Source organism: Streptomyces sp. LX-29, from assembly GCF_029541745.1.
Classification (GTDB): domain Bacteria; phylum Actinomycetota; class Actinomycetes; order Streptomycetales; family Streptomycetaceae; genus Streptomyces.
In genome coordinates, this window is the sequence record NZ_CP089746.1 from 6196275 (window position 1) to 6217167 (window position 20893).

The 20893-nt window shown below is 71.5% G+C and carries 17 protein-coding genes; 9 read left to right on the forward strand and 8 right to left on the reverse strand.

Annotation, left to right across the window (positions count from 1 at the left end; all coding sequences use genetic code 11):
* Positions 1-2066 precede the first annotated feature (2066 nt).
* The 6 genes from gap (at position 2067) to pgi (ending at position 7862) form a co-directional block, all read left to right on the forward strand.
* The gene (gene gap / locus LRS74_RS26100) at positions 2067-3071 is read left to right on the forward strand and encodes a type I glyceraldehyde-3-phosphate dehydrogenase (protein WP_144384610.1); all 1005 of its coding nucleotides are present in this window, start codon (positions 2067-2069) and stop codon (positions 3069-3071) included.
* Between the two features lie 100 nt (positions 3072-3171).
* Positions 3172-4374, forward strand: coding sequence for a phosphoglycerate kinase (locus tag LRS74_RS26105; RefSeq protein WP_277743287.1), 1203 nt, complete (start codon positions 3172-3174; stop codon positions 4372-4374).
* A 6-nt stretch (positions 4375-4380) separates the two neighbouring features.
* The gene (gene tpiA, locus LRS74_RS26110) at positions 4381-5157 is read left to right on the forward strand and encodes a triose-phosphate isomerase (RefSeq protein WP_277743288.1); all 777 of its coding nucleotides are present in this window, start codon (positions 4381-4383) and stop codon (positions 5155-5157) included.
* A gap of 115 nt (positions 5158-5272) precedes the next feature.
* Positions 5273-5500 carry a preprotein translocase subunit SecG gene (gene secG, locus LRS74_RS26115; protein WP_144384607.1) on the forward strand — a complete coding sequence of 76 codons (228 nt, stop codon included), beginning with the start codon at positions 5273-5275 and terminating at the stop codon, positions 5498-5500.
* Positions 5501-5688: 188 nt separating this feature from the next.
* Complete coding sequence (locus LRS74_RS26120) at positions 5689-6024, forward strand: RNA polymerase-binding protein RbpA (RefSeq protein WP_144384606.1); 336 nt, start codon at positions 5689-5691, stop codon at positions 6022-6024.
* A 185-nt stretch (positions 6025-6209) separates the two neighbouring features.
* The gene (gene pgi / locus LRS74_RS26125; RefSeq protein WP_277744943.1) at positions 6210-7862 is read left to right on the forward strand and encodes a glucose-6-phosphate isomerase; all 1653 of its coding nucleotides are present in this window, start codon (positions 6210-6212) and stop codon (positions 7860-7862) included.
* 82 nt (positions 7863-7944) lie between these two features.
* On the opposite strand, the gene pgl is transcribed toward pgi, so the two are convergent.
* The 5 genes from pgl to tkt are packed head-to-tail and all read right to left on the reverse strand — an operon-like array spanning position 7945 to position 14614.
* Entirely contained in the window at positions 7945-8727 is a 783-nt protein-coding gene (gene pgl / locus LRS74_RS26130; protein ID WP_277743289.1) for a 6-phosphogluconolactonase, read from the reverse strand.
* Positions 8724-9842 (reverse strand): glucose-6-phosphate dehydrogenase assembly protein OpcA, encoded by a 1119-nt coding sequence (opcA, locus tag LRS74_RS26135; protein WP_277743290.1) that lies wholly within the window; start codon positions 9840-9842, stop codon positions 8724-8726. The genes pgl and opcA overlap by 4 nt, the downstream gene beginning before the upstream one ends.
* A complete protein-coding gene (gene zwf / locus LRS74_RS26140) occupies positions 9839-11365 on the reverse strand; it encodes a glucose-6-phosphate dehydrogenase (protein WP_144384603.1) in 1527 nt (508 codons plus the stop codon). The genes opcA and zwf overlap by 4 nt, the downstream gene beginning before the upstream one ends.
* Before the next feature lie 5 nt (positions 11366-11370).
* Complete coding sequence (gene tal, locus LRS74_RS26145; RefSeq protein WP_144384602.1) at positions 11371-12489, reverse strand: transaldolase; 1119 nt, start codon at positions 12487-12489, stop codon at positions 11371-11373.
* Positions 12490-12523: 34 nt separating this feature from the next.
* A complete protein-coding gene (tkt, locus tag LRS74_RS26150) occupies positions 12524-14614 on the reverse strand; it encodes a transketolase (protein WP_277743291.1) in 2091 nt (696 codons plus the stop codon).
* A 484-nt stretch (positions 14615-15098) separates the two neighbouring features.
* Here tkt and LRS74_RS26155 point away from each other — a divergent pair, with 484 nt between their 5' ends.
* The 3 genes from LRS74_RS26155 (at position 15099) to LRS74_RS26165 (ending at position 17782) form a co-directional block, all read left to right on the forward strand.
* On the forward strand, positions 15099-16052 hold the full coding sequence (locus tag LRS74_RS26155) for a heme o synthase (RefSeq protein WP_144384600.1): 954 nt from the start codon (positions 15099-15101) through the stop codon (positions 16050-16052).
* A 169-nt stretch (positions 16053-16221) separates the two neighbouring features.
* Complete coding sequence (locus tag LRS74_RS26160; protein WP_277743292.1) at positions 16222-16587, forward strand: hypothetical protein; 366 nt, start codon at positions 16222-16224, stop codon at positions 16585-16587.
* A 112-nt stretch (positions 16588-16699) separates the two neighbouring features.
* Positions 16700-17782, forward strand: a complete 1083-nt coding sequence (locus LRS74_RS26165) for an amidohydrolase (RefSeq protein WP_277743293.1) — start codon at positions 16700-16702, stop codon at positions 17780-17782.
* Here the strand turns inward: LRS74_RS26165 and LRS74_RS26170 are convergent.
* From LRS74_RS26170 to LRS74_RS26180, 3 genes are all read right to left on the reverse strand, one after another.
* Positions 17743-18750, reverse strand: a complete 1008-nt coding sequence (locus LRS74_RS26170; RefSeq protein ID WP_277743294.1) for a COX15/CtaA family protein — start codon at positions 18748-18750, stop codon at positions 17743-17745. The genes LRS74_RS26165 and LRS74_RS26170 overlap by 40 nt on opposite strands.
* A gap of 129 nt (positions 18751-18879) precedes the next feature.
* Positions 18880-19650 carry an ABC transporter permease gene (locus tag LRS74_RS26175; protein ID WP_277743295.1) on the reverse strand — a complete coding sequence of 257 codons (771 nt, stop codon included), beginning with the start codon at positions 19648-19650 and terminating at the stop codon, positions 18880-18882.
* Positions 19647-20573, reverse strand: a complete 927-nt coding sequence (locus LRS74_RS26180) for an ABC transporter ATP-binding protein (protein WP_277743296.1) — start codon at positions 20571-20573, stop codon at positions 19647-19649. Before LRS74_RS26180 ends, LRS74_RS26175 begins: the two co-directional genes overlap by 4 nt.
* Positions 20574-20893: the final 320 nt, after the last annotated feature.

Below are 20893 nucleotides of genomic sequence, written 5' to 3' on the forward strand. Positions count from 1 at the left end.
CCGCGCCCGGTACCCCCGGCTCGGTCCCGCGGATCTGGGAATGCCCGACCTGGTCACAGCCCCGCCCCGGCCCCATCGCGGCCCGGCCTCACGTCCAACCCGGTCCCAGGGCGGTCCGGCCTCACGTCCAACCCGGCTCCAGGGCGGTCCGGCCTCACGTCCGACCCGGCCCTATGCCCGGCCCGGCCCGTTCCCATGCTCGGTCCCGTCCCGTGCCCGACCCGGGATTGCCCCACCTGATCCCATGTCCGGTCCGGTCCCACGCCCGGCCCGTTCCCATGCCCGACCTGGGAACGTCCGACCCACAGGCCCAACCCGGTCTCATGGCGCGTTCGCTGCACGGCGCGTTCCCATGCCGAGCACGCCCACCAGCCGCCGCCCGGGCGGCCGACGACCGGCCCACGACCGATCCCGCCCCCTTCTTCCGGTTCTTCCGGCCGCCCACCGACGCACTCCCGTTTCTCCCCTGCCCCGCCATCCGGCCCCGCCTCCACCGCAGGCGCTCCGCCGCGGCCTTTGCCACGGTGGCACATGCCCTACGGCGGGGTTCGTGTCCCACGGTGGCCGTGGCCCATGAGGGAGCCCGGGCCCGTGCCGCACGGTGGCCCGCCCCTACGGCGGGCCTGTCCCCCCGGCGAGCCTGTGCCCATGGCGGGCCCGTGTTCCACGGCGGGCCTGGGCCCCCTGGCAGGCCGTGTTCCACGGCGGGGCGTGTCCCAGGCGGGGCCGTGTCCCACGGTGGCCCGCGCCCCGGCAAGCCGTGCCCCCTGATGGCTCATGCCCCCGGCGGGTCGTACCCCCATGGCGGGGCCCGTGCCCGGGGGCCGTGCCCCACAGCGGCCCCGTGCCCCCGGCGGGCCGTGCCCCACGGCAGACCGTGGCCCGCGGCGCGTCCGTGCCCCACGTGGAGCCCGTGCCCCCGGCGGGTCGTACCCCATGGCGGGCCCCCGTATACGGCGGGCCGCCCCACAGTGGCCCCGTGCCTACGGCGCGCCCGTGCCCCAACGGGCCGTACCCCACCCCATGGCGGGGCCCGTTGCACGGCGGGCCGTGCCCCCCAGTGGCCCCGCGCCCACGGCGGGCCGAGCCCCGCGGCGGGTCCGTGCCCCCCCCAGTGGCCCCGTGCCCCGGCGCGCCCGTGCCCCACGGCAGACCGTGGCCCCCGGCGCGTCCGTGCCCCACGTGGAGCCCGTGCCCCCGGCGGGCCCCCGTATACGGCGGGCCGCCCCACAGTGGCCCCGCGCCCACGGCGGGCCGAGCCCCGCGGCGGGTCCGTGCCCCACAGCGGCCCCGTGCCCCGGCAGGCCCGCGCCCCCCGGCAGGCCGTGCCCCCGGCGGCGGCAGCCCGGTGCCCACGTGCCTACGCCCACGGCGCCCACGCTGCGGGCCCATGCCGACGGCGCTCGCGCTGCGGGCCCGCGCCCCCGGCCCCTCGCGTCGCGATGACTCTCCGTGAGGGTCGTCGCCCGAGTCCTGCGCGTGGCTGACCGGGAGAAACCCCCCTCAAGGGCGTTCGGCCGCCCCGTTCCCGAGGAGAGGACGGAGCGCGGTCCGTCCCCTCCGCGCGCCTCGGCGCGTGCGCCCGCGCGTGTCCTCGCCAGTCCGCGCGGACCTCGACCCCGGCCGTCGGTCGTCGTCGCCCGAGCGCGACCCCCCGTCGGCGGGGACCTGGAAGGCGGTGTGTTGACGGCGGGAGTACGGCTACGGCCATAAACGCATCGGCGGCGAGCCGTTTGATGAGGACGACCGTAGAAATCGCCCTTGCGCGCTCAGCGAAAAAAGGATCGGAAAATCGCACAGATGAGGGGCTCCCCGCTATGTCGAGCGGCCTTTTCATGCTGCTTATCGACCCATTTCACCGCCGGTTTCCCCGCTCCGCCTGCGTTATTGACTGACAGTGACAAAAGCGTCACTTCGGCGGTGATCCGCGCCACACGAAGGGGGTTGCGGGGCGCCGTCGCCAATGTCACGGAGGCATTCCTTTAGCGGTAGGGTCGGAGGCGGTCGGGGACAACTCATACAGCTCGCCGGCGCCCAGACCGGCACACCAACGAGGAGATCGGTTCGTGACGATCCGCGTAGGCATCAACGGCTTTGGCCGCATCGGTCGCAACTACTTCCGCGCGCTCCTGGAGCAGGGCGCGGACATCGAGATCGTCGGTGTCAACGACCTGACCGACAACGCCACCCTGGTCCACCTGCTGAAGTACGACACCATCCTGGGTCGGCTGAAGCACGAGGTCAGCCACACCGCCGACACCATCACCGTCGGTAACCAGACCTTCAAGACCCTCGCCGAGCGGGACCCGGCGAACCTCCCCTGGGCCGAGCTGGGCGCCGACATCGTCGTCGAGTCCACCGGCATCTTCACCAAGCGCGAGGACGCCGCCAAGCACCTCGCCGCCGGCGCCAAGAAGGTGCTGATCTCCGCCCCCGCCAAGGGTGAGGACATCACCATCGTGATGGGCGTGAACCAGGACAAGTACGACGCGGCCAACCACCACGTCATCTCCAACGCGTCCTGCACCACCAACTGCGTGGCGCCGATGGCCAAGGTTCTCGACGAGAGCTTCGGCATCGTCAAGGGCCTGATGACCACGGTCCACGCCTACACCAACGACCAGCGCATCCTGGACTTCCCGCACAGCGACCTGCGTCGCGCCCGCGCTGCCGCGCAGAACATCATCCCGACCTCGACCGGTGCCGCCAAGGCCACCGCCCTGGTCCTGCCGCAGCTGAAGGGCAAGCTGGACGGCATCGCGATGCGCGTTCCGGTCCCGACCGGCTCCGTGACCGACCTGGTGATCGAGCTCGACCGCGAGGTCACCAAGGACGAGATCAACAACGCCTTCCAGAAGGCCGCGGAGGGCCAGCTGAAGGGCATCCTGGAGTACACCGAGGACGAGATCGTCTCCTCGGACATCGTGAACTGGCCCGCCTCCTGCACCTTCGACTCCCGCCTGACCATGGCCCAGGGCAAGCAGGTCAAGGTCGTCGGCTGGTATGACAATGAGTGGGGCTACTCCAACCGCCTGGTGGACCTGACCACCTTCGTCGGCGGCCAGCTCTGATTCCGAGCGGTATCTCGAAGTGAGCGATGGGGCTCGCGCAGCGCGATGGCGCGCCGCACGAGCCCCCTCGCCTGCTGGGACTTCTAGGAGCCACGCAACAATGAAGACGATCGACGAGCTTGAGGTCGCCGGGCGGCGGGTGTTCGTCCGCGCCGACCTCAACGTGCCGCTGGAAGGCGACACGATCACGGACGACGGCCGCATCCGCGCCGTCGCCCCGACCATCGCCAGGCTGGCGGACGCCGGCGCCAGGGTGGTCGTCGCCTCTCACCTGGGCCGCCCCAAGGGCGCCCCGGACCCGCAGTTCTCGCTCGCGCCGGTCGCGAAGCGTCTCGGTGAGATCCTCGGCAAGCCGGTCGTCTTCGCGGCCGACACCGTGGGGGACAGCGCGAAGGCCACCGTCGCCGCTCTCGGCGACGGCGAGGTCACGCTGCTGGAGAACCTCCGCTTCAACGCCGGTGAGACCAGCAAGGACGACGCCGAGCGAGGCGCCTTCGCCGACGAGCTGGCCGCGCTGGCGGACCTGTACGTGGGCGACGGCTTCGGTGCCGTGCACCGCAAGCACGCCTCGGTGTACGACCTGCCGGCCCGGCTGCCGCACGCCGTGGGCGGCCTGATCTCCACCGAGGTCGGTGTGCTCAAGAAGCTCACCGAGAACGTGGAGCGGCCGTACGTGGTCGTCCTCGGCGGGGCCAAGGTCTCGGACAAGCTCGGGGTCATCGACCACCTGCTGGAGAAGGCCGACCGCATCCTGGTCGGCGGCGGCATGGCGTACACCTTCCTCAAGGCCAAGGGCCACGAGGTCGGTGTCTCGCTGCTCCAGGAGGACCAGATCCCGGCCTGCCTGGACTACCTGGCGCGGGCCGAGAAGCGTGGCGTGGAGTTCGTGCTCCCCGTCGATGTGCTGGTCTCGGCCGAGTTCCCGGACCTGAAGACCAAGGCCCCGGCCAACCCGGACCTGGTCTCCTCGGACGCCATCCCGGCGGACGAGGAGGGTCTGGACATCGGCCCGAAGACCCGCGAGCTGTACGCGTCGAAGCTGGCGGACGCGGCCACCGTGTTCTGGAACGGGCCGATGGGTGTCTTCGAGCACCCCGACTACGCCAACGGCACCAAGGCGGTCGCCCAGGCGCTGGTCGACAGCCCGGCCTTCACGGTCGTCGGTGGCGGCGACTCGGCCGCCGCCGTGCGCCTGCTGGGCTTCGATGAGACCGCTTTCGGACATATTTCGACCGGTGGCGGGGCCAGCCTCGAGTATCTCGAGGGCAAGACGCTCCCCGGCCTCGCCGCACTGGAGGACTGAACTACCGTGAGTGACCGTATCCCGCTGATGGCGGGCAACTGGAAGATGAACCTCAACCACCTCGAGGCCATCGCGCACGTCCAGAAGCTCGCCTTCGCGCTCGCCGACAAGGACTACGAGGCCGTCGAGGTCGCGGTCCTGCCGCCCTTCGTCGACCTGCGGTCGGTGCAGACGCTGGTCGACGGCGACAAGCTGAAGATCAAGTACGGCGCCCAGGACATCTCGGCGCACGACTCGGGCGCGTACACCGGTGAGATCTCCGGCTCGATGCTCGCCAAGCTCAAGTGCACGTACGTCGCGATCGGGCACTCCGAGCGCCGGCAGTACCACGCCGAGACCGACGAGCTGTGCAACGCCAAGGTGAAGGCCGCCTACCAGCACGGCCTCACCCCGATCCTGTGCGTCGGCGAGGGCCTGGACGTCCGCAAGGCGGGCAACCAGGTCGCGCACACCCTCGCGCAGGTCGACGGCGCCCTGAAGGACGTCCCGGCCGAGCACGCCGAGTCGATCGTGATCGCGTACGAGCCGGTGTGGGCCATCGGCACCGGCGAGGTCGCCACCCCCGAGGACGCCCAGGAGGTCTGCGGGGCGATCCGCGGTCGCCTGGCCGAGCTCTACAGCCAGGAGCTGGCCGACAAGGTCCGCATCCAGTACGGCGGCTCGGTGAAGTCCGGCAACGTGGCGGCGATCATGGCGCAGCCGGACGTGGACGGCGCCCTGGTCGGCGGCGCGGCACTGGACGCGGACGAGTTCGTGAAGATCGTCCGGTTCCGCGACCAGTAGCAGCTATGACGACGGGTGTCACCCGTCGTACCCTGTCGGGGCCGGGACCGGCGTGTTCACGCCGCCCCGGCCCCACTCCGTTCTTCAGTCCGAGAGAGTTGGTCCAGCCGTGGTCATGGGGTTCTCGATCGCCCTCATCATCTTCAGTGTCCTGTTGATGATGCTGGTGCTCATGCACAAGGGGAAGGGTGGCGGTCTGTCCGACATGTTCGGCGGCGGCATGCAGTCCTCCGTCGGCGGCTCCTCGGTCGCCGAGCGTAACCTCGACCGGATCACCATCGTGGTCGGCCTGCTGTGGTTCGTCTGCATCGTCGCCCTCGGTCTGCTGATGAAGCTGGATTAACTGACGTACCGTCGTCGGCGCGGCCTATCATGGAAGCTGGCGTCTTAGGGGGCGGGTGGTAACTCCTGTCACTGGACGCGCGTTGGGCCTTACGTAGACTGGGGCGCCCGCAGCGGAGCCGCTCATCGACTCCGTGGCGCAGCCGCTATTCGGCACAGTGCAGCACCATTACGCAGGGAGTTACGACCGTGGCAAGTGGCAACGCGATCCGAGGGAGTCGGGTCGGAGCGGGGCCGATGGGTGAAGCGGAGCGAGGCGAGTCGGCGCCGCGTCTGCGCATCTCCTTCTGGTGCTCGAACGAGCACGAGACTCAGCCGAGCTTCGCCAGCGACGCGCAGATTCCGGACACTTGGGACTGCCCCCGCTGCGGCCTCCCGGCCGGCAAGGACCGGGACAACCCGCCCGCTCCGCCGCGCACCGAGCCGTACAAGACGCATCTGGCATACGTGCGGGAGCGGAGGAGTGACGCCGACGGAGAGGCGATCCTCGCCGAGGCGCTCGCCAAGCTCCGTGGGGAGATCTGACGAACACGCACCTGTGACCGGCCCGGTGGGAAGAACCCCTTCCCACCGGGCCGGACGCTTTTCGCCGGGCAGAGGCCCGGGTGGGCGCCGAACACGCCGACGCCACTGATCGACTGGCGTCCTCGCGGCCGTAAGGTGGGTGGCGGCGGGGTGCAGGTACGAGAAGAAGTGGGCTGATGTCCGAGATGAACAAGGAAGGCCGCGGCAGGCTGGACCGGATGCCTGAGTGGCACGCGCTGGCCAAGCACCGTCAGGAACTGGGCGACGCGCATCTGCGCGACCTGTTCGCCGAGGACCCCGGGCGCGCGCGGCGGCTCAGCCTCCAGGTCGGTGACCTCCATCTGGACTACTCCAAGCAGCTGGTGACCGACGAGACCCTGCGGCGCTTGCGCGAGCTGGCCGAGGCGGCCGGGGTGGCGGAGCTGCGGGACGCCATGTTCCGCGGCGAGAAGATCAACAACACCGAGGGCCGCGCGGTGCTGCACACCGCGCTGCGGGCGCCGCGGTCCGCCGTCATCAAGGTGGACGGCAAGGACGTCGTCCCGGATGTCTACGCGGTGCTCACCAAGATGACGACCTTCGCCGAGAAGGTCCGCTCCGGGCACTGGACCGGGCACACCGGCAAGCCCGTCAAGAACGTGGTCAACGTCGGCATCGGCGGCTCCGACCTCGGCCCGGCGATGGCGTACGAGGCGCTGCGCTCCTACACCGCGCGGGACCTGAACTTCCGCTTCGTCTCCAACGTGGACGGGGCGGACCTGCACGAGGCGGTGCGGGACCTGGACCCGGCCGAGACGCTGTTCGTCATCGCCTCCAAGACGTTCACCACCATCGAGACCATCACCAACGCCACCTCGGCCCGCGACTGGCTGCTGAGCGGCCTGGGCGCCGGTCAGGAGGCGGTGGCCAAGCACTTCGTGGCGCTGTCCACCAACGCCGAGAAGGTCGCCGAGTTCGGCATCGACACGGCCAACATGTTCGAGTTCTGGGACTGGGTCGGCGGCCGCTACTCCTACGACTCGGCCATCGGCCTCTCGCTGATGATCGCCATCGGTCCGGACCGGTTCCGCGAGATGCTCGCCGGCTTCCATCTGATGGACGAACACTTCCGCACCGCTCCCCTCGAGGAGAACGCGCCGCTGCTGCTCGGCCTGCTGGGTGTCTGGTACAACAACTTCCACGACGCACAGGCCCACGCGGTCCTGCCGTACAGTCACTATCTGTCCAAGTTCACGGCTTACCTCCAGCAGCTGGACATGGAGTCCAACGGCAAGTCGGTGGACCGGCAGGGCGAGTCGGTGAACTGGCAGACCGGCCCGGTGGTCTGGGGCACTCCCGGCACCAACGGCCAGCACGCCTACTACCAGCTGCTCCACCAGGGCACCAAGCTGGTGCCGGCCGACCTGATCGGCTTCGCCAAGCCGGTGGAGGACCTGCGGCCGGGCCTGGCCGACCAGCACGACCTGTTGATGGCGAACCTCTTCGCCCAGGGTCAGGCGCTGGCCTTCGGCAAGACGGCGGAGGAGGTCGCCGCGGAGGGCGTGCCGGCCGAGCAGGTGCCGCACCGCACCTTCCGCGGCAACCACCCGACGACCACCATCCTGGCCAGCGAGCTCACCCCCTCGGTGCTCGGCCAGCTCATCGCGCTGTACGAGCACAAGGTGTTCGTCCAGGGCGCCATCTGGGACATCGACTCCTTCGACCAGTGGGGCGTGGAGCTGGGGAAGGTGCTCGCCAAGCGGGTGGAGCCGGCGTTGACCACCGGCGCCGAGGTGCCGGGGCTGGACAGCTCGACCGCCGCGCTGGTGGCCACGTACCGCTCGCTGCGGGGGCGCTGATCCTCCTCACCCCTCGCCTTTGAGAAATGACTGAGCCCTCAGCCGCCGACAGGTGGCTGAGGGCTCAGTCATGGGAGGGAGGTTACGGCGACGCCGGGGGGTACAACCCGCGCGGCAGGCCCGCGGCGGCGGCCGCGTCCAGCAGCCAGAGCGTGCGGTGCGTGCCGCGCGCGCCGGCGGCGGGAGCCTGGAGCTCGCCGGCGCCGGACAGCGCGATCGCCACCGCGTTGGCCTTGTCCTCGCCCGCCGCGAGCAGCCAGACCTCGCGGGCCGCGCGGATGGCGGGAAGGGTCAGCGAGACCCGGTTCGGCGGCGGCTTGGGCGCGCCGCGCACCCCGACGACGGTGCGCTCGGTCTCCCGCACTCCGGGGAGTTCGGGGAAGAGCGAGGCGACATGGGTGTCCGGTCCGACGCCCAGCAGCAGCACGTCGAAGGCCGGCACCCCGCTGTGGTCCTCGGGGCCCGCGGCCGCGGCCAGCTCGGCGGCGTACGCCTCGGCCGCCGCCTCCGCGTCGTTGCCGAGCGGACCGTCCGAGGCGGGCATCGGGTGCACCCGCGCCGGATCCAGCCCGACCGAGTCCAGCAGCGCCTTGCGGGCCTGGGTGACATTGCGCTCCGGGTCGCCCTCGGGCAGCAGCCGCTCGTCGCCCCACCACAGGTCCAGCCGGGACCAGTCCACGGCGTCGCGCGCCGGGGCGGCGGCGAGCGCGGCCAGCAGGCCGTTGCCGTTGCGCCCGCCGGTCAGCACGACCGAGGCGGAGCCGCGGGCGGCCTGGGCGTCCACGATCTTCGTGATCAGCCGGGCCGCCGCGGCCTGCGCCATCAGCTCCTTGTCCCGGTGGACGACGACCTGGGGCGTGCTCACTTCGCCGCCTTCTTGGCCGCGGCGGCCGTCTTCTTGGCGGCGGGAGCCGCGGCGGGCTCGCCGGCACCCGGGGCCTGGGCGGCGGCCTCGGCGGCGGTGCCCTTGTCGGCCTTGTCGGCCTCAGCCTTGTCGGCCCCGGCCTTGGCGGGCTTCTCGGCGGCGGCCTTCGCGGCCTTGTCGCCCTGGCCGTCGGCGCTCAGGCTGCTCACACCGAACTTGATCGCCCTGGCGTACATCTCGTCCGGGTCCAGCCGGCGCAGCTCCTCCGCGATGAGCTCGGCGGTCTCCCGCCGCTGGAGCGCCACATGCCGGTCCGGCTGGCCCGGCATGGCCAGCTCGGCCATCGAGCCGTTGGCGCGGTCCAGGCAGATGGTGCCGTCGGCGGTCTCCAGACGCACCGCGGTCAGCCCGGGGCCGTCCGAGATGCGCCGCTCCACCGGCACTCCGAGCCGCTCGGCCAGCCACAGCGCGAGCAGCTCGGTGCTCGGGTTGTACGCCTCGCCCTCGACGACCGCGGACGTGATGGCCGAGTGCTTCTGGTCCAGGGCGGCGGCCAGCACGCTGCGCCAGGGCGTGATGCGCGTCCAGGCCAGATCGGTGTCGCCCGGGGTGTAGGTCTCGGCGCGCAGCCCGAGGGTCGCGACCGGGTCCTCCGTGGCCTGGGCGTCGGTGATGCGGCGCGCGGCGAGCCGACCGAGCAGGTCCTGGCTGGGGTGCTCGGGGGCCTCCTCCGGCCACCAGACCACCACCGGGGCGTCCGGCAGCAGCAGCGGCAGCACCACCGAGTGGGCGTGGTTGGCCAGCTCGCCGTGGAGTCGCAGCAGCACCGTCTCACCGGTGGCCATCTCGCCCGCGACCCGCACCTCCGCGTCCAGCCGGGCCATCTTGCGGTCGCGCGGGGAGCGGCCCGGCCGCTTGATGACGACCAGGATGCGGGAGGGGTGTTCCTTCGAGGCGTCGCTCGCGGCCTTGAGCGCGTCGTAGGCGTTCCCCTCGTCGGTGACGATGACGAGGGTGAGCACCATGCCGGTGGCCGGGGAGCCTATCGCCCGGCGTGCCTTGACCAGAGCGGAGTTGATCTGGCTGGACGTGGTGTCCGTGAGATCGATGTTCATGGCCGACGCCAGCTCCGTCCGTCTCGTGCGAGCATCTCGTCCGCCGCCTTCGGCCCCCAGGTCCCGGCGGTGTACTGCTCGGGCTTGCCGTGCTTGTCCCAGTACTCCTCGATCGGGTCGAGGATCCGCCAGGACTCCTCCACCTCCTGGTGGCGCGGGAAGAGGTTGGCGTCGCCGAGCAGCACATCGAGCAGCAGCCGCTCGTACGCCTCCGGGCTGGACTCGGTGAAGGACTCGCCGTAGGCGAAGTCCATGGTCACGTCCCGGATCTCCATGGAGGTGCCGGGCACCTTGGAGCCGAACCGGATGGTGACGCCCTCGTCCGGCTGCACCCGGATCACCAGGGCGTTCTGCCCCAGCTCCTGGGTCTCGCTGCTGTCGAAGGGGGAGTGCGGGGCGCGCTGGAAGACCACCGCGATCTCGGTGACCCGGCGGCCCAGCCGCTTGCCGGTGCGCAGGTAGAAGGGGACCCCGGCCCAGCGGCGGTTGTCGATCTCCAGCTTGATGGCGGCGTAGGTGTCGGTCTTCGACTGGGGGTCGATGCCCTCCTCCTCGAGGTAGCCGAGCACCTCCTCGCCGCCCTGCCAGCCGTGCGCGTACTGGCCGCGCACGGTGTGCTTGCCCAGCTCGCGCGGGAGCTTGACGGCCTTGAGCACCTTCAGCTTCTCGGTGACCAGCGCCTTGGCGTCGAAGGAGGAGGGCTCCTCCATGGCGGTCAGGGCGAGCAGCTGGAGCAGGTGGTTCTGGATCACGTCGCGGGCGGCGCCGATGCCGTCGTAGTAGCCCGCGCGACCGCCGATGCCGATGTCCTCGGCCATGGTGATCTGCACATGGTCGACGTACGAACGGTTCCACAGCGGCTCGAACATCGTGTTGGCGAAGCGCAGCGCCATGATGTTCTGGACGGTCTCCTTGCCCAGGTAGTGGTCGATACGGAAGACCTCGTTGGGCGGGAAGACCTGGTGCACGACCTGGTTGAGCTCCTGGGCGCTGGCCAGGTCGTGGCCGAAGGGCTTCTCGATGACGGCGCGCCGCCAGGAGTCGCCGGTGCCGTCGGACAGCCCGTGCTTCTTGAGCTGCTGGACGACGGTGGGGAAGAACTTCGGGGGCACCGAGAGGTAGAAGGCGAAGTTGCCGCCGGTGCCGCGCGCCTTGTCCAGCTCCTCGATGGTGGTCTTGAGCTGGTCGAAGGCCTCGTCGTCGGCGAAGTCGCCGGGCACGAAGCGGAAGCCCTCGGCGAGCTGCTGCCAGACCTCCTCGCGGAAGGGGGTGCGGGCGTGCTCCTTGACCGCGTCGTGCACGACCTGGGCGAAGTCCTCATGCTCCCAGTCGCGCCGGGCGAAGCCGACGAGCGAGAAGCCCGGCGGCAGAAGCCCGCGGTTGGCCAGGTCGTATACGGCCGGCATCAGCTTTTTACGTGACAAATCGCCCGTGACGCCGAAAATCACCAGGCCCGACGGCCCCGCGATGCGCGGGAGCCGTCGGTCCGATGCGTCACGCAGCGGATTGCTGCTGGTGTTCACCGCGCTCAGGCCTCCGAGGGGGCGAGGCGCTTGAGCTCCGCCTCCGTGGACGCCAGCAGGTCGTTCCAGGAAGCCTCGAACTTCTCCACGCCCTCGTCCTCGAGCAGCTGCACGACCTCGTCGTAGGAGATACCGAGCTTGGCGATGGCCTCCAGGTCGGCCTTGGCCGCCTCGTAGGTGCCGCGCACCGTGTCGCCGGTGATCTGGCCGTGGTCGGCGGTGGCCACCAGGGTGGCCTCCGGCATGGTGTTCACCGTGCCCGGGGCGACCAGCTCGTCCACGTACAGCGTGTCCTTGTACTCCGGGTCCTTGACGCCGGTGGAGGCCCACAGCGGACGCTGCTTGTGGGCGCCCGCCTTGTCCAGGGCGGCCCAGCGGTCGGAGGAGAAGACCTCCTCGTACGCCTGGTAGGCCAGCCGCGCGTTGGCCAGGGCGGCCTTGCCGCGCAGGCCCTTGGCCTCGTCGCTGCCCAGCTTGTCCAGCCGCTTGTCGATCTCGGCGTCCACACGGGAGACGAAGAACGAGGCCACGGAACGGATCTTGGACAGGTCCAGCCCGGCCGCCTTGGCCTTCTCCAGGCCGGCCAGGTAGGCGTCCATCACCTCGCGGTAGCGCTCCAGCGAGAAGATCAGCGTGACGTTGACGCTGATACCGAGGCCGATGACCTCGGTGATCGCCGGGAGGCCGGCCTTGGTGGCCGGGATCTTGATGAGGGCGTTCGGCCGGTCGACCAGCCAGGCCAGCTGCTTGGCCTCGGCGATGGTGGCCGCGGTCTCGTGGGCCAGCCGCGGGTCGACCTCGATGGAGACCCGACCGTCCTGGCCGCCGGTCGCGTCGAAGACCGGGCGCAGGATGTCGGCCGCGTCGCGCACGTCCACCGTGGTGATCATGCGGACGGCCTCGTCCACGGTGACCTTGCGGACCGCGAGGTCCGCGAGCTGGGACTCGTAGCCGTCGCCGCCCGAGATCGCCTTCTGGAAGATCGACGGGTTGGTGGTCACGCCGACCACGTGCTGCTGGTCGATCAGCTCGGCGAGGTTGCCCGAGGTGATCCGCTTGCGCGACAGGTCGTCAAGCCAGATCGCGACGCCTTCGTCGGAGAGGCGCTTGAGTGCGTCTGTCATGGGAATTGCATCTCCTACTAGTCGTGTAAAAGCGTCAGCGACCGGCGGCGCTCAGGGATTCCCGGGCCGCCTCGGTGACCGCGTCGGCGGTCAGCCCGAACTCCCGGAACAGCACCTTGTAGTCGGCGCTCGCACCGAAGTGCTCCAGCGAGACGATGCGCCCCGCCTCGCCGACGTAGCGGTGCCAGGTCAGGCCGATGCCGGCCTCGACGGCGACCCGCGCCTTCACCGACGACGGCAGCACGCTGTCGCGGTACGCCTGGTCCTGCTCCTCGAACCACTCGACCGACGGCATCGACACCACACGGGTCGGGATGCCCGCGGACTGCAGCTGCTCGCGCGCCTCGACGGCCAGCTGGACCTCGGAGCCGGTGCCGATCAGGATCACCTGCGGCGTCGCGGCCTGGCCGTCGGCCTCGGCCTCGAACAGGACGTAACCGCCCTTGGCCGCGTCCTCGTTGAGCGCGTACGTCGGCACGTTCTGCCGGGTCAGCGCGATGCCGTGCGGGGCGGGCCGGTCGTTGTGCCGGCGCATGATCTCGCGCCAGGCGATCGCCGTCTCGTTGGCGTCGGCCGGGCGGACGATGTTGAGGCCCGGGATGGCGCGCAGCGCGGCGAGGTGCTCGACCGGCTGGTGGGTGGGGCCGTCCTCGCCGAGGCCGATGGAGTCGTGCGTCCACACGTAGGTGACCGGCAGCTTCATCAGCGCGGCCAGGCGCACGGCCGGGCGCATGTAGTCGGAGAAGACCAGGAAGGTGCCGCCGTAGACCCGGGTGTTCCCGTGCAGCGCGATGCCGTTCATGGTCGAGCCCATGGCGTGCTCGCGGATGCCGAAGTGGATGGTGCGACCGTACGGGTCGGCCTCCGTCAGCGGGTTGCCCTTCGGGAGGAAGGACGACGACGGGTCGATGGTGGTGTTGTTCGAGCCCGCGAGGTCGGCGGAGCCGCCCCACAGCTCGGGGATGACCGCGCCCAGCGCCTTGAGAACGGTGCCCGACGCCTTGCGGGTCGCCACGTCCTTGCCGGCCTCGAACTCCGGCACCGCGCGCTCCCAGCCCTCGGGCAGCTCGCCGGCGACGATGCGGTCGAACGCGGCGGCGCGCTCGGAGTTGTTGTTGCGCCACTCCTGGAGCTGCTTGTCCCAGGCGGCGTGCGCCTCGCGACCGCGGTCGAGCACCGCGCGGGCGTGCGCCAGCACCTCGGACTCCACCTGGAAGTCCTGCTCCGGGTCGAAGCCCATCACGCGCTTGGTGGCGGCGACCTCCTCGGCGCCGAGCGCCGAGCCGTGCGAGGCCTCGGTGTTCTGCGCGTTCGGGGCCGGCCAGGCGATGATCGTGCGGGCGGCGATGATCGACGGGCGCTCGGTCTCGGCCTGCGCCGCCTTCATCGCGGCGTGCAGCGCGTGCACGTCGAAGTCGCCGTTGGCGGCCTGCTCGATGCGCTGGACGTGCCAGCCGTACGCCTCGTAACGCTTGAGGACGTCCTCGGAGAAGGCGGTCTCGGTGTCACCCTCGATGGAGATGTGGTTGTCGTCGTAGAGGGCGACGATGTTGCCGAGCTTCTGGTGGCCGGCGAGCGAGGACGCCTCCGCGGAGATGCCCTCCTCCAGGTCGCCGTCGGAGACGATCGCCCAGATGGTGTGGTCGAAGGGGGAGGCGCCCTCGGCGGCCTCCGGGTCGAACAGACCGCGCTCGTAGCGGGCGGCCATGGCCATGCCCACGGCGTTGGCGATGCCCTGGCCGAGCGGGCCGGTGGTGGTCTCCACGCCGACCGTGTGCCCGTGCTCCGGGTGGCCCGGGGTCAGGCTGCCCCAGGTGCGGAAGGACTTCAGGTCGTCCAGCTCCAGGCCGTAGCCGGACAGGAAGAGCTGGACGTAGAGGGTCAGGCTGGTGTGCCCGGGGGACAGGACGAACCGGTCGCGGCCGATCCAGTTCGCGTCGGACGGGTCGTGCCGCATCAGCTTCTGGAAGAGCAGGTACGCGGCGGGCGCGAGGCTCATGGCCGTGCCAGGGTGGCCGTTGCCGACCTTCTGCACGGAGTCCATGGCCAGGACGCGAGCGGTGTCGACGGCCCGCTGGTCCAGTTCGGTCCATTCAAGGTCTGTGGTGGTCGGCTTTGTGCTCACCCTGAGTCAGGGCTCCTCTCCGCAATGTCGGGATGCCGGTGACTGTGCGCACACCGGACCGTGGTCGAGCCTACCCCCGGAACAACGCTCATCTTTTCGACGACGCCCCCCGGCGCCCAAGGCAACGAAGGCCGAAGACGGCACATATCCCGGCACATCCCGCGGGCGTGCGCGGGCGCATCTTCCAGACTGCCCGGCGGCGCCCCGCTTCGCCTGTCGGGCACCGCGCGGGGAGGCGTCGGGGGCAGACCGGGACACATCAGGGCGGACCGGTGACGCGCCGTGATCGAAGCGTGGACGCTTCGTAGAGGCGCGGCGGGCCGACCAGGGGCTGAGCTGGGCGGACCGGGGGCCGCCCAACACGACCCCACCCCCGCGACGGGCCGAGTATCCGCTACGTCTAAAGTGGCGTGGTACGCGCAAGTCTTTACCGGGCCTTCATGCCCGGTGCTTGCTTGTTCTGCTGCTTCTCTCAGGGGTGTGCGTGACGGCCGTCGATTCCCGTCCTGCGGGGGTGCTCGCTGCGAGCACTGGTCACCGCCCGATCCACCGGCCGCTCGGGGCCCGGGTCAAGGCGTTCGTGGCGCTCACGAAGCCCCGCGTCATCGAGCTGCTGCTGATGACGACGGTCCCCGTGATGTTCCTGGCGGCCGAGGGCGTTCCCGACCTGTGGCTGGTGCTGGCCACCTGTATCGGTGGCTACCTGTCCGCCGGTGGCGCGGGTGCCTTCAACATGTACTACGACCGGGACATCGACGCGCTCATGGAGCGCACGTCGCAGCGCCCGTTGGTGACCGGCATGGTCACCCCGCGCGAGTGCCTGGTCTTCGCCTTCACGCTGGCTGCCGTCTCCACCGCGTGGTTCTGGTTCCTGGTCAACCCGCTGTCGGCGGCGTTGTCACTCGGGGCGCTGCTCTTCTACGTCCTCGTCTACACGATGTGGCTCAAGCGGCGTACCGCACAGAACATCGTCTGGGGCGGCATCGCCGGCTGCATGCCGGTCTTCATCGGGTGGTCCGCGGTGACCAACTCGGTCTCCTGGGCCTCCCTGATCCTGTTCCTCGTCATCTTCTTCTGGACGCCGCCGCACTACTGGCCGCTGTCGATGAAGGTCAAGGACGACTACGAGCGGGTGGGCGTGCCGATGCTCCCGGTCGTCGCGGGCAACAAGGTCGTGGCCCGGCAGATCGTCCTCTACAGCTGGGTGATGGTCGGCGTCTCGCTGCTGCTGTGGCCGCTGGGCTACACCGGCTACTTCTACCCGGTGGTCGCGGCCGTGCTGGGCGCCTGGTGGCTCAAGGAGGCGCACGCCCTCCAGGCGCGCGCCAAGGCGGGCGTCACCGGAGCCAAGCTCAAGGAGATGCGGCTCTTCCACTGGTCCATCACCTACGTCTCGCTGCTCTTCATCGCCGTGGCGGTCGACCCCTTCCTGCGCTGAGCGCCCCCGCGGGAGGCTCCGCGACGGCGCCGTCGGGTGCCTGACTCCGTACCGTTCCCGGGCGGGCTGATCTCATCGGCCCGCCCGGGGGCGGTTCCGCGGGCGGAATCGGCGGGGGAACGGGGAAGGTGCCTTCCGTCTCTCATTACCGACGGGTAGCATCCGAGACATGGCAGACACCCAGCAGCCGGCCGCCACCGACGACCAGCCCGCCGCCCCGGACCGGCGCGTCGAGAAGCAGGCCAAGCGGCTCGCTCAGCAGATCACGGCCTTCGCCCAGAGCCACGGCGGCGGGGCTGACGGCCAGCTCGCGCACATCGGGCGCGGCGCCACCCGGATCGCCCTGGTCGGCGCCGACGGCGAGTGGGGCAACCTGGTCGCCCGCTCCTACCAGACCGCCCAGCGCGCCGTGGAGCTCTCCGGAATCACCCTTCAGGACGATTTCGACGGAGAGCTCGCGGCCCGCGTCCGCACCGGCCGTTACGAGTGGACGCGCATGGCGGGCCAGCAGATCGGCGGCCCGAGCAACGGGTGACGCCCCACGGCTGACACCGGCGGCGGGGTCCCGGCGGCGCCCGCACGGCGACACCTGAGGGCGCCCGGGCCCGTTAGTCCCGTCGCGGGGACCGACCGGCAGGGGAGACTCGATGAGCTGCGCCGTGCACGCCGAGGTGGCCCTGCCGCCCCTCATCGACCAGCACAGCCACGGCGCGCTCCACGGCGAGCTGGGACTGGGATCCTTCGAGGCGTATCTGGCCGCCGCCGCCGGCGCCACCGGCGCCCTGGCCCCCGCGGGCACCTCCTTCTTCGACAGCTGGACCGGCCTGGCGGTGCGCCGCTGGTGCCCCCCGCTGCTGGGCATCGAGCCCCACTGCACACCCGTCCACTACCTCGCCCGGCGCCGCGAGCTCGGCGCCTACCGCGCGGGGCGCCTGTTGCTGCGCGGGGCGGGCATCGCCGGCTTTCTACTGGAGTCAGGGGTGCCCAGCGAGCTCACCTCGGCGCGAGAGCTGGCCTCGGCCGCCGACGGCCGCGCGTACGAGGTGGTCCGCCTGGAACCGCTCGCCGAGCAGGTCGCGGACACCTCCGGCAGCGTCGACTCCTTCCTCGGCAACACCGCCGAGGCGCTCTACTCCGCCGCCCAGCACGCCACCGCCTTCGCACTGAGCGCCTCCTTCGGCGAGGAGAGCCCGCCCGACCCACGCCAGGTGCGCCGTGCGGCCGGCCGCTGGCTGAGCGGACGCCGCACCGGGGCCCGGCTGGAGGACCCGGCCCTGGTCCAGCACCTGCTGTGGAACGCGATCGCCACCGGCCTTCCGGTGCAGCTGCACTGCGGCGACCCGCGACCGCTCAGAGGCTTCCTCCGGGCCACCGCCCGGCTCGGCACCGACCTGGTGCTGCTGCCCCGGGAGCCGCACCACCGCCAGGCCGCGCGGCTGGCGGGCGCCTTCCCGCACGTCTACGCCGACGTCGGACCGCGCCCCGCGGAGACCCTCCGCGAGGCGCCCTTCGGCAAGCTGCTGTTCTCCACCGGCGCGCGGGCGCTGCCCGAGCTGTATGTCACCGGTGCCCGGCTGTTCGTACGGGCCATGACCCGGCTGGCCGCCGAGTGGATCGCCGACGACGTGTGCGCCCCCGCGGAGGCGCGGCGGATCGTCGGTCTGGTCGCGGCCGGGACCGCGCGCCGGGTCTACCGGCTGGACGCGGTCGCCTCGGCCGCCACCGGCTGAACCGCCGCGGGCTCGCCGCCCGGCGCGGGCAGCTCCGACGCGGCGGACTCGCCGGCCCGCTCACGCTGGGCGAGGAAGACCCGCAGCACGGCGATCCACACCAGGCAGGAGCCGAGCATGTGGGTGCCGACGACGAACTCCGGCAGGTGGGTGAAGTACTGCACATAGCCGACCACGCCCTGGAGGAGCAGCACCACCAGCAGCTCCAGCACCGCACGGCGCGGCGCCGCCGGCGCCTTGACCGCGCGCAGCGTGAACCAGAGCGCCACGGTGAGGCCCAGCACGATGTAGACGAAGTCCACGTGCAGCTGGGTGATCTCCTGCCAGTCCAGCGGGATGCGGTGGACCTTCTTGGCGTCTCCGGCGTGCGGCCCGGCGCCGGTGACCACGGCCCCGACGACGATCAGCACGGCGGTCGCCGCCACCAGCAGCCAGGTCAGCTGGCGCACCGGACGCGCGACCAGGTCACGCGGGTCGGCGTCGCCCTCCCGGGTGCGCTGCCAGGTGATCACCGCGACCGCGAGGAGCGCGGTGGACAGCAGGAAGTGCGAGCTGACGATGTACGGGTTGAGGCCGGTGAGCACGGTGATACCGCCCACCACCGCGTTGCCCATGACGATCCAGAACTGCGCCCAGCCCAGTCGGGTGACCGCGCGGCGCTGCGGGGCGCGGGACCGGGCCGCGACGATCAGCAGCCCGACGACGGCGGACAGCACATACGTCAGCATGCGGTTGCCGAACTCGATGACGCCGTGGATGCCCATGTCGGAGGTGGGCGTGAGGCTGTCGTCGGTGCACTTCGGCCACGTCTCACAGCCGAGTCCGGACTGGGTGAGCCGGACCGCGCCGCCCGTCACCACGATGACGACGGCCATCACGACGGTCGTGAGCGCGGCCCGCCGGACAAAGGCCGCGGAGGGCTGCCAGCGGCGGGCGATCAGCTCGAGGGGGTTCAGCGAATTCGGCACGGGCCCCATCGTAAGCCGGAGCTTGTGCGGCTTTTCACGAGGGGGTCGGGAGGGCGGTCGCACCGCGCCTCCCGGGCAGCCGGCCCCTCCCGGGCAGCCGGCCCCCTCCCCGGCAGTCCGGGCCCGGGGCTACTCCCAGCGGAAGAAGCGCGCCGCCGCGCCCAGCCCCAGCACGGCCCACGCCGCGAGGATCCCCAGCTCGGCCCACGGCATCCCGGCCCCGTCGCGCAGCACGTCGCGCAGCCCGCCGGAGAGCGCGGAGATCGGCAGCAGCTGGAGCACCGACTGCGCCGCGTCCGGGAACTTCTCCAGCGGCACCATGACCCCGCCGGCCACCAGCAGCAGCAGGAAGACCAGGTTGGCGGCGGCGAGGGTGGCCTCCGCCTTGAGGGTGCCGGCCATCAGCAGCCCCAGCCCGGAGAAGGCCGCGGTGCCCAGGACCAGCAGCAGGACCACAGCCAGCGGGTTGCCGTGCGGCGACCAGCCGAGCCCGAAGGCGATCGTGGTCAGCAGCGCCACCTGGAGCGCCTCGGTGACCAGCACGGAGCAGGTCTTCGCGGTCATCAGCGCCCAGCGCGGCAGCGGCGAGGTGCCCAGCCGCTTCATGACGCCGTAGCGCCGGTCGAAGCCGGTGGCGATGGCCTGGCCGGTGAAGGCGGTGGACAGCACCGCCAGCGCCAGCACGCCGGGGGCCAGGAAGTCCACGGCCTCGCCGGCGCCGGTGTCGACGATGTCGACGGTGCTGAACAGCACCAGCACCAGCGCCGGGATGACGACGGTCAGCAGCAGCTGCTCGCCGTTGCGCAGCAGCATCCGGGTCTCGAGCGCCGCCTGGGCCCGGATCATCCGGCCCAGCGGGGCGGCCCCCGGGCGGGGCGAGAACGTGCCGGTGGCGGTCATCCGCGCAGCTCCTTGCCGGTCAGTTCCAGGAAGACGTCCTCCAGGGTGTGCCGCTCGACCGAGAGCCGGTCCGGCATGACGCCGTGCTGGGCGCACCAGGAGGTGACGGTGGCCAGCAGCTGCGGGTCGACCTTGCCCACCACCCGGTACGAACCGGGGGTCAGCTCGGCGGCGGCGGTGTCCGCGGGCAGCGCCTTGAGCAACGAGGCCAGGTCCAGGGCGGGGCGGCCGGTGAAGCGCAGGGTGTTCTCCGCGCCGCCGCGACACAGCTCCTCGGGGCTCCCCTGGGCGATCACCCGGCCGCCGTCGATGATCGCGACGTCGTCGGCGAGCTGTTCGGCCTCGTCCATGTAGTGCGTGGTGAGCACGACGGTGACGCCGTCGGCGCGCAGCTCGCGGACCAGGTCCCAGGTGGCCCGGCGGGCCTGCGGGTCGAGCCCGGCCGTCGGCTCGTCCAGGAAGACCAGCTCGGGCCGGCCGACGACGGCCATGGCGAGGGCGAGCCGCTGCTGCTGGCCGCCGGAGAGCCGCCGGTAGGGCGTGCGACCGCAGGACTCCAGGCCGAGGCGCTCGATCAGGGCGTCGACGTCCACGGGGTGTGCGTGCAGGGTGGCGGTGTGGCGCAGCATCTCTTCGGCGCGCGCGCCGGAGTACACCCCTCCGGACTGGAGCATCACGCCGATCCGCGGGTGCAGCTCCGTGGCGTCCGCGACCGGGTCCAGACCCAGCACCCGGACCGTGCCGGCGTCGGGTCTGCGGTAGCCCTCGCAGGTCTCGATCGTGGTGGTCTTGCCTGCTCCGTTCGGGCCGAGCACGGCGGTGACGGTGTGGCGGGCGACGGACAGGTCCAGGCCGTCCACCGCGGCCTTCGCCCCGTACCGCTTGACCAGGCCGACGACCTCGACGGCGGGCTCTTCTCGCATGCCGGGAAGTCTACGAAGGGATCGCCGGGCACCTTTCCTCAGGGCCGCCCGGCCGCTGCGCACGCGGCCCGGCCCCGCCCCGGACCGGCGGGTGAGCCGAAGGGCGCGCGGCTGCCGAAAGGGAGAGCGCGCGGAGCCTGTGAGGAAACGAGCAGGTGAGCACGGTCGAGCTCGGCAGACGCCGAGGGCGCCCGGAGGCGAACCGAACCCTCAAAGGAAAGTGATCGTTTTCGCAGGTCAGGTTAGGTGTGCCTAAGTGATGCAGCACACCGGCGCCGCTCCCTTCGCGGCTTGTGCCCCCTTGGGGAATTACGCAACAA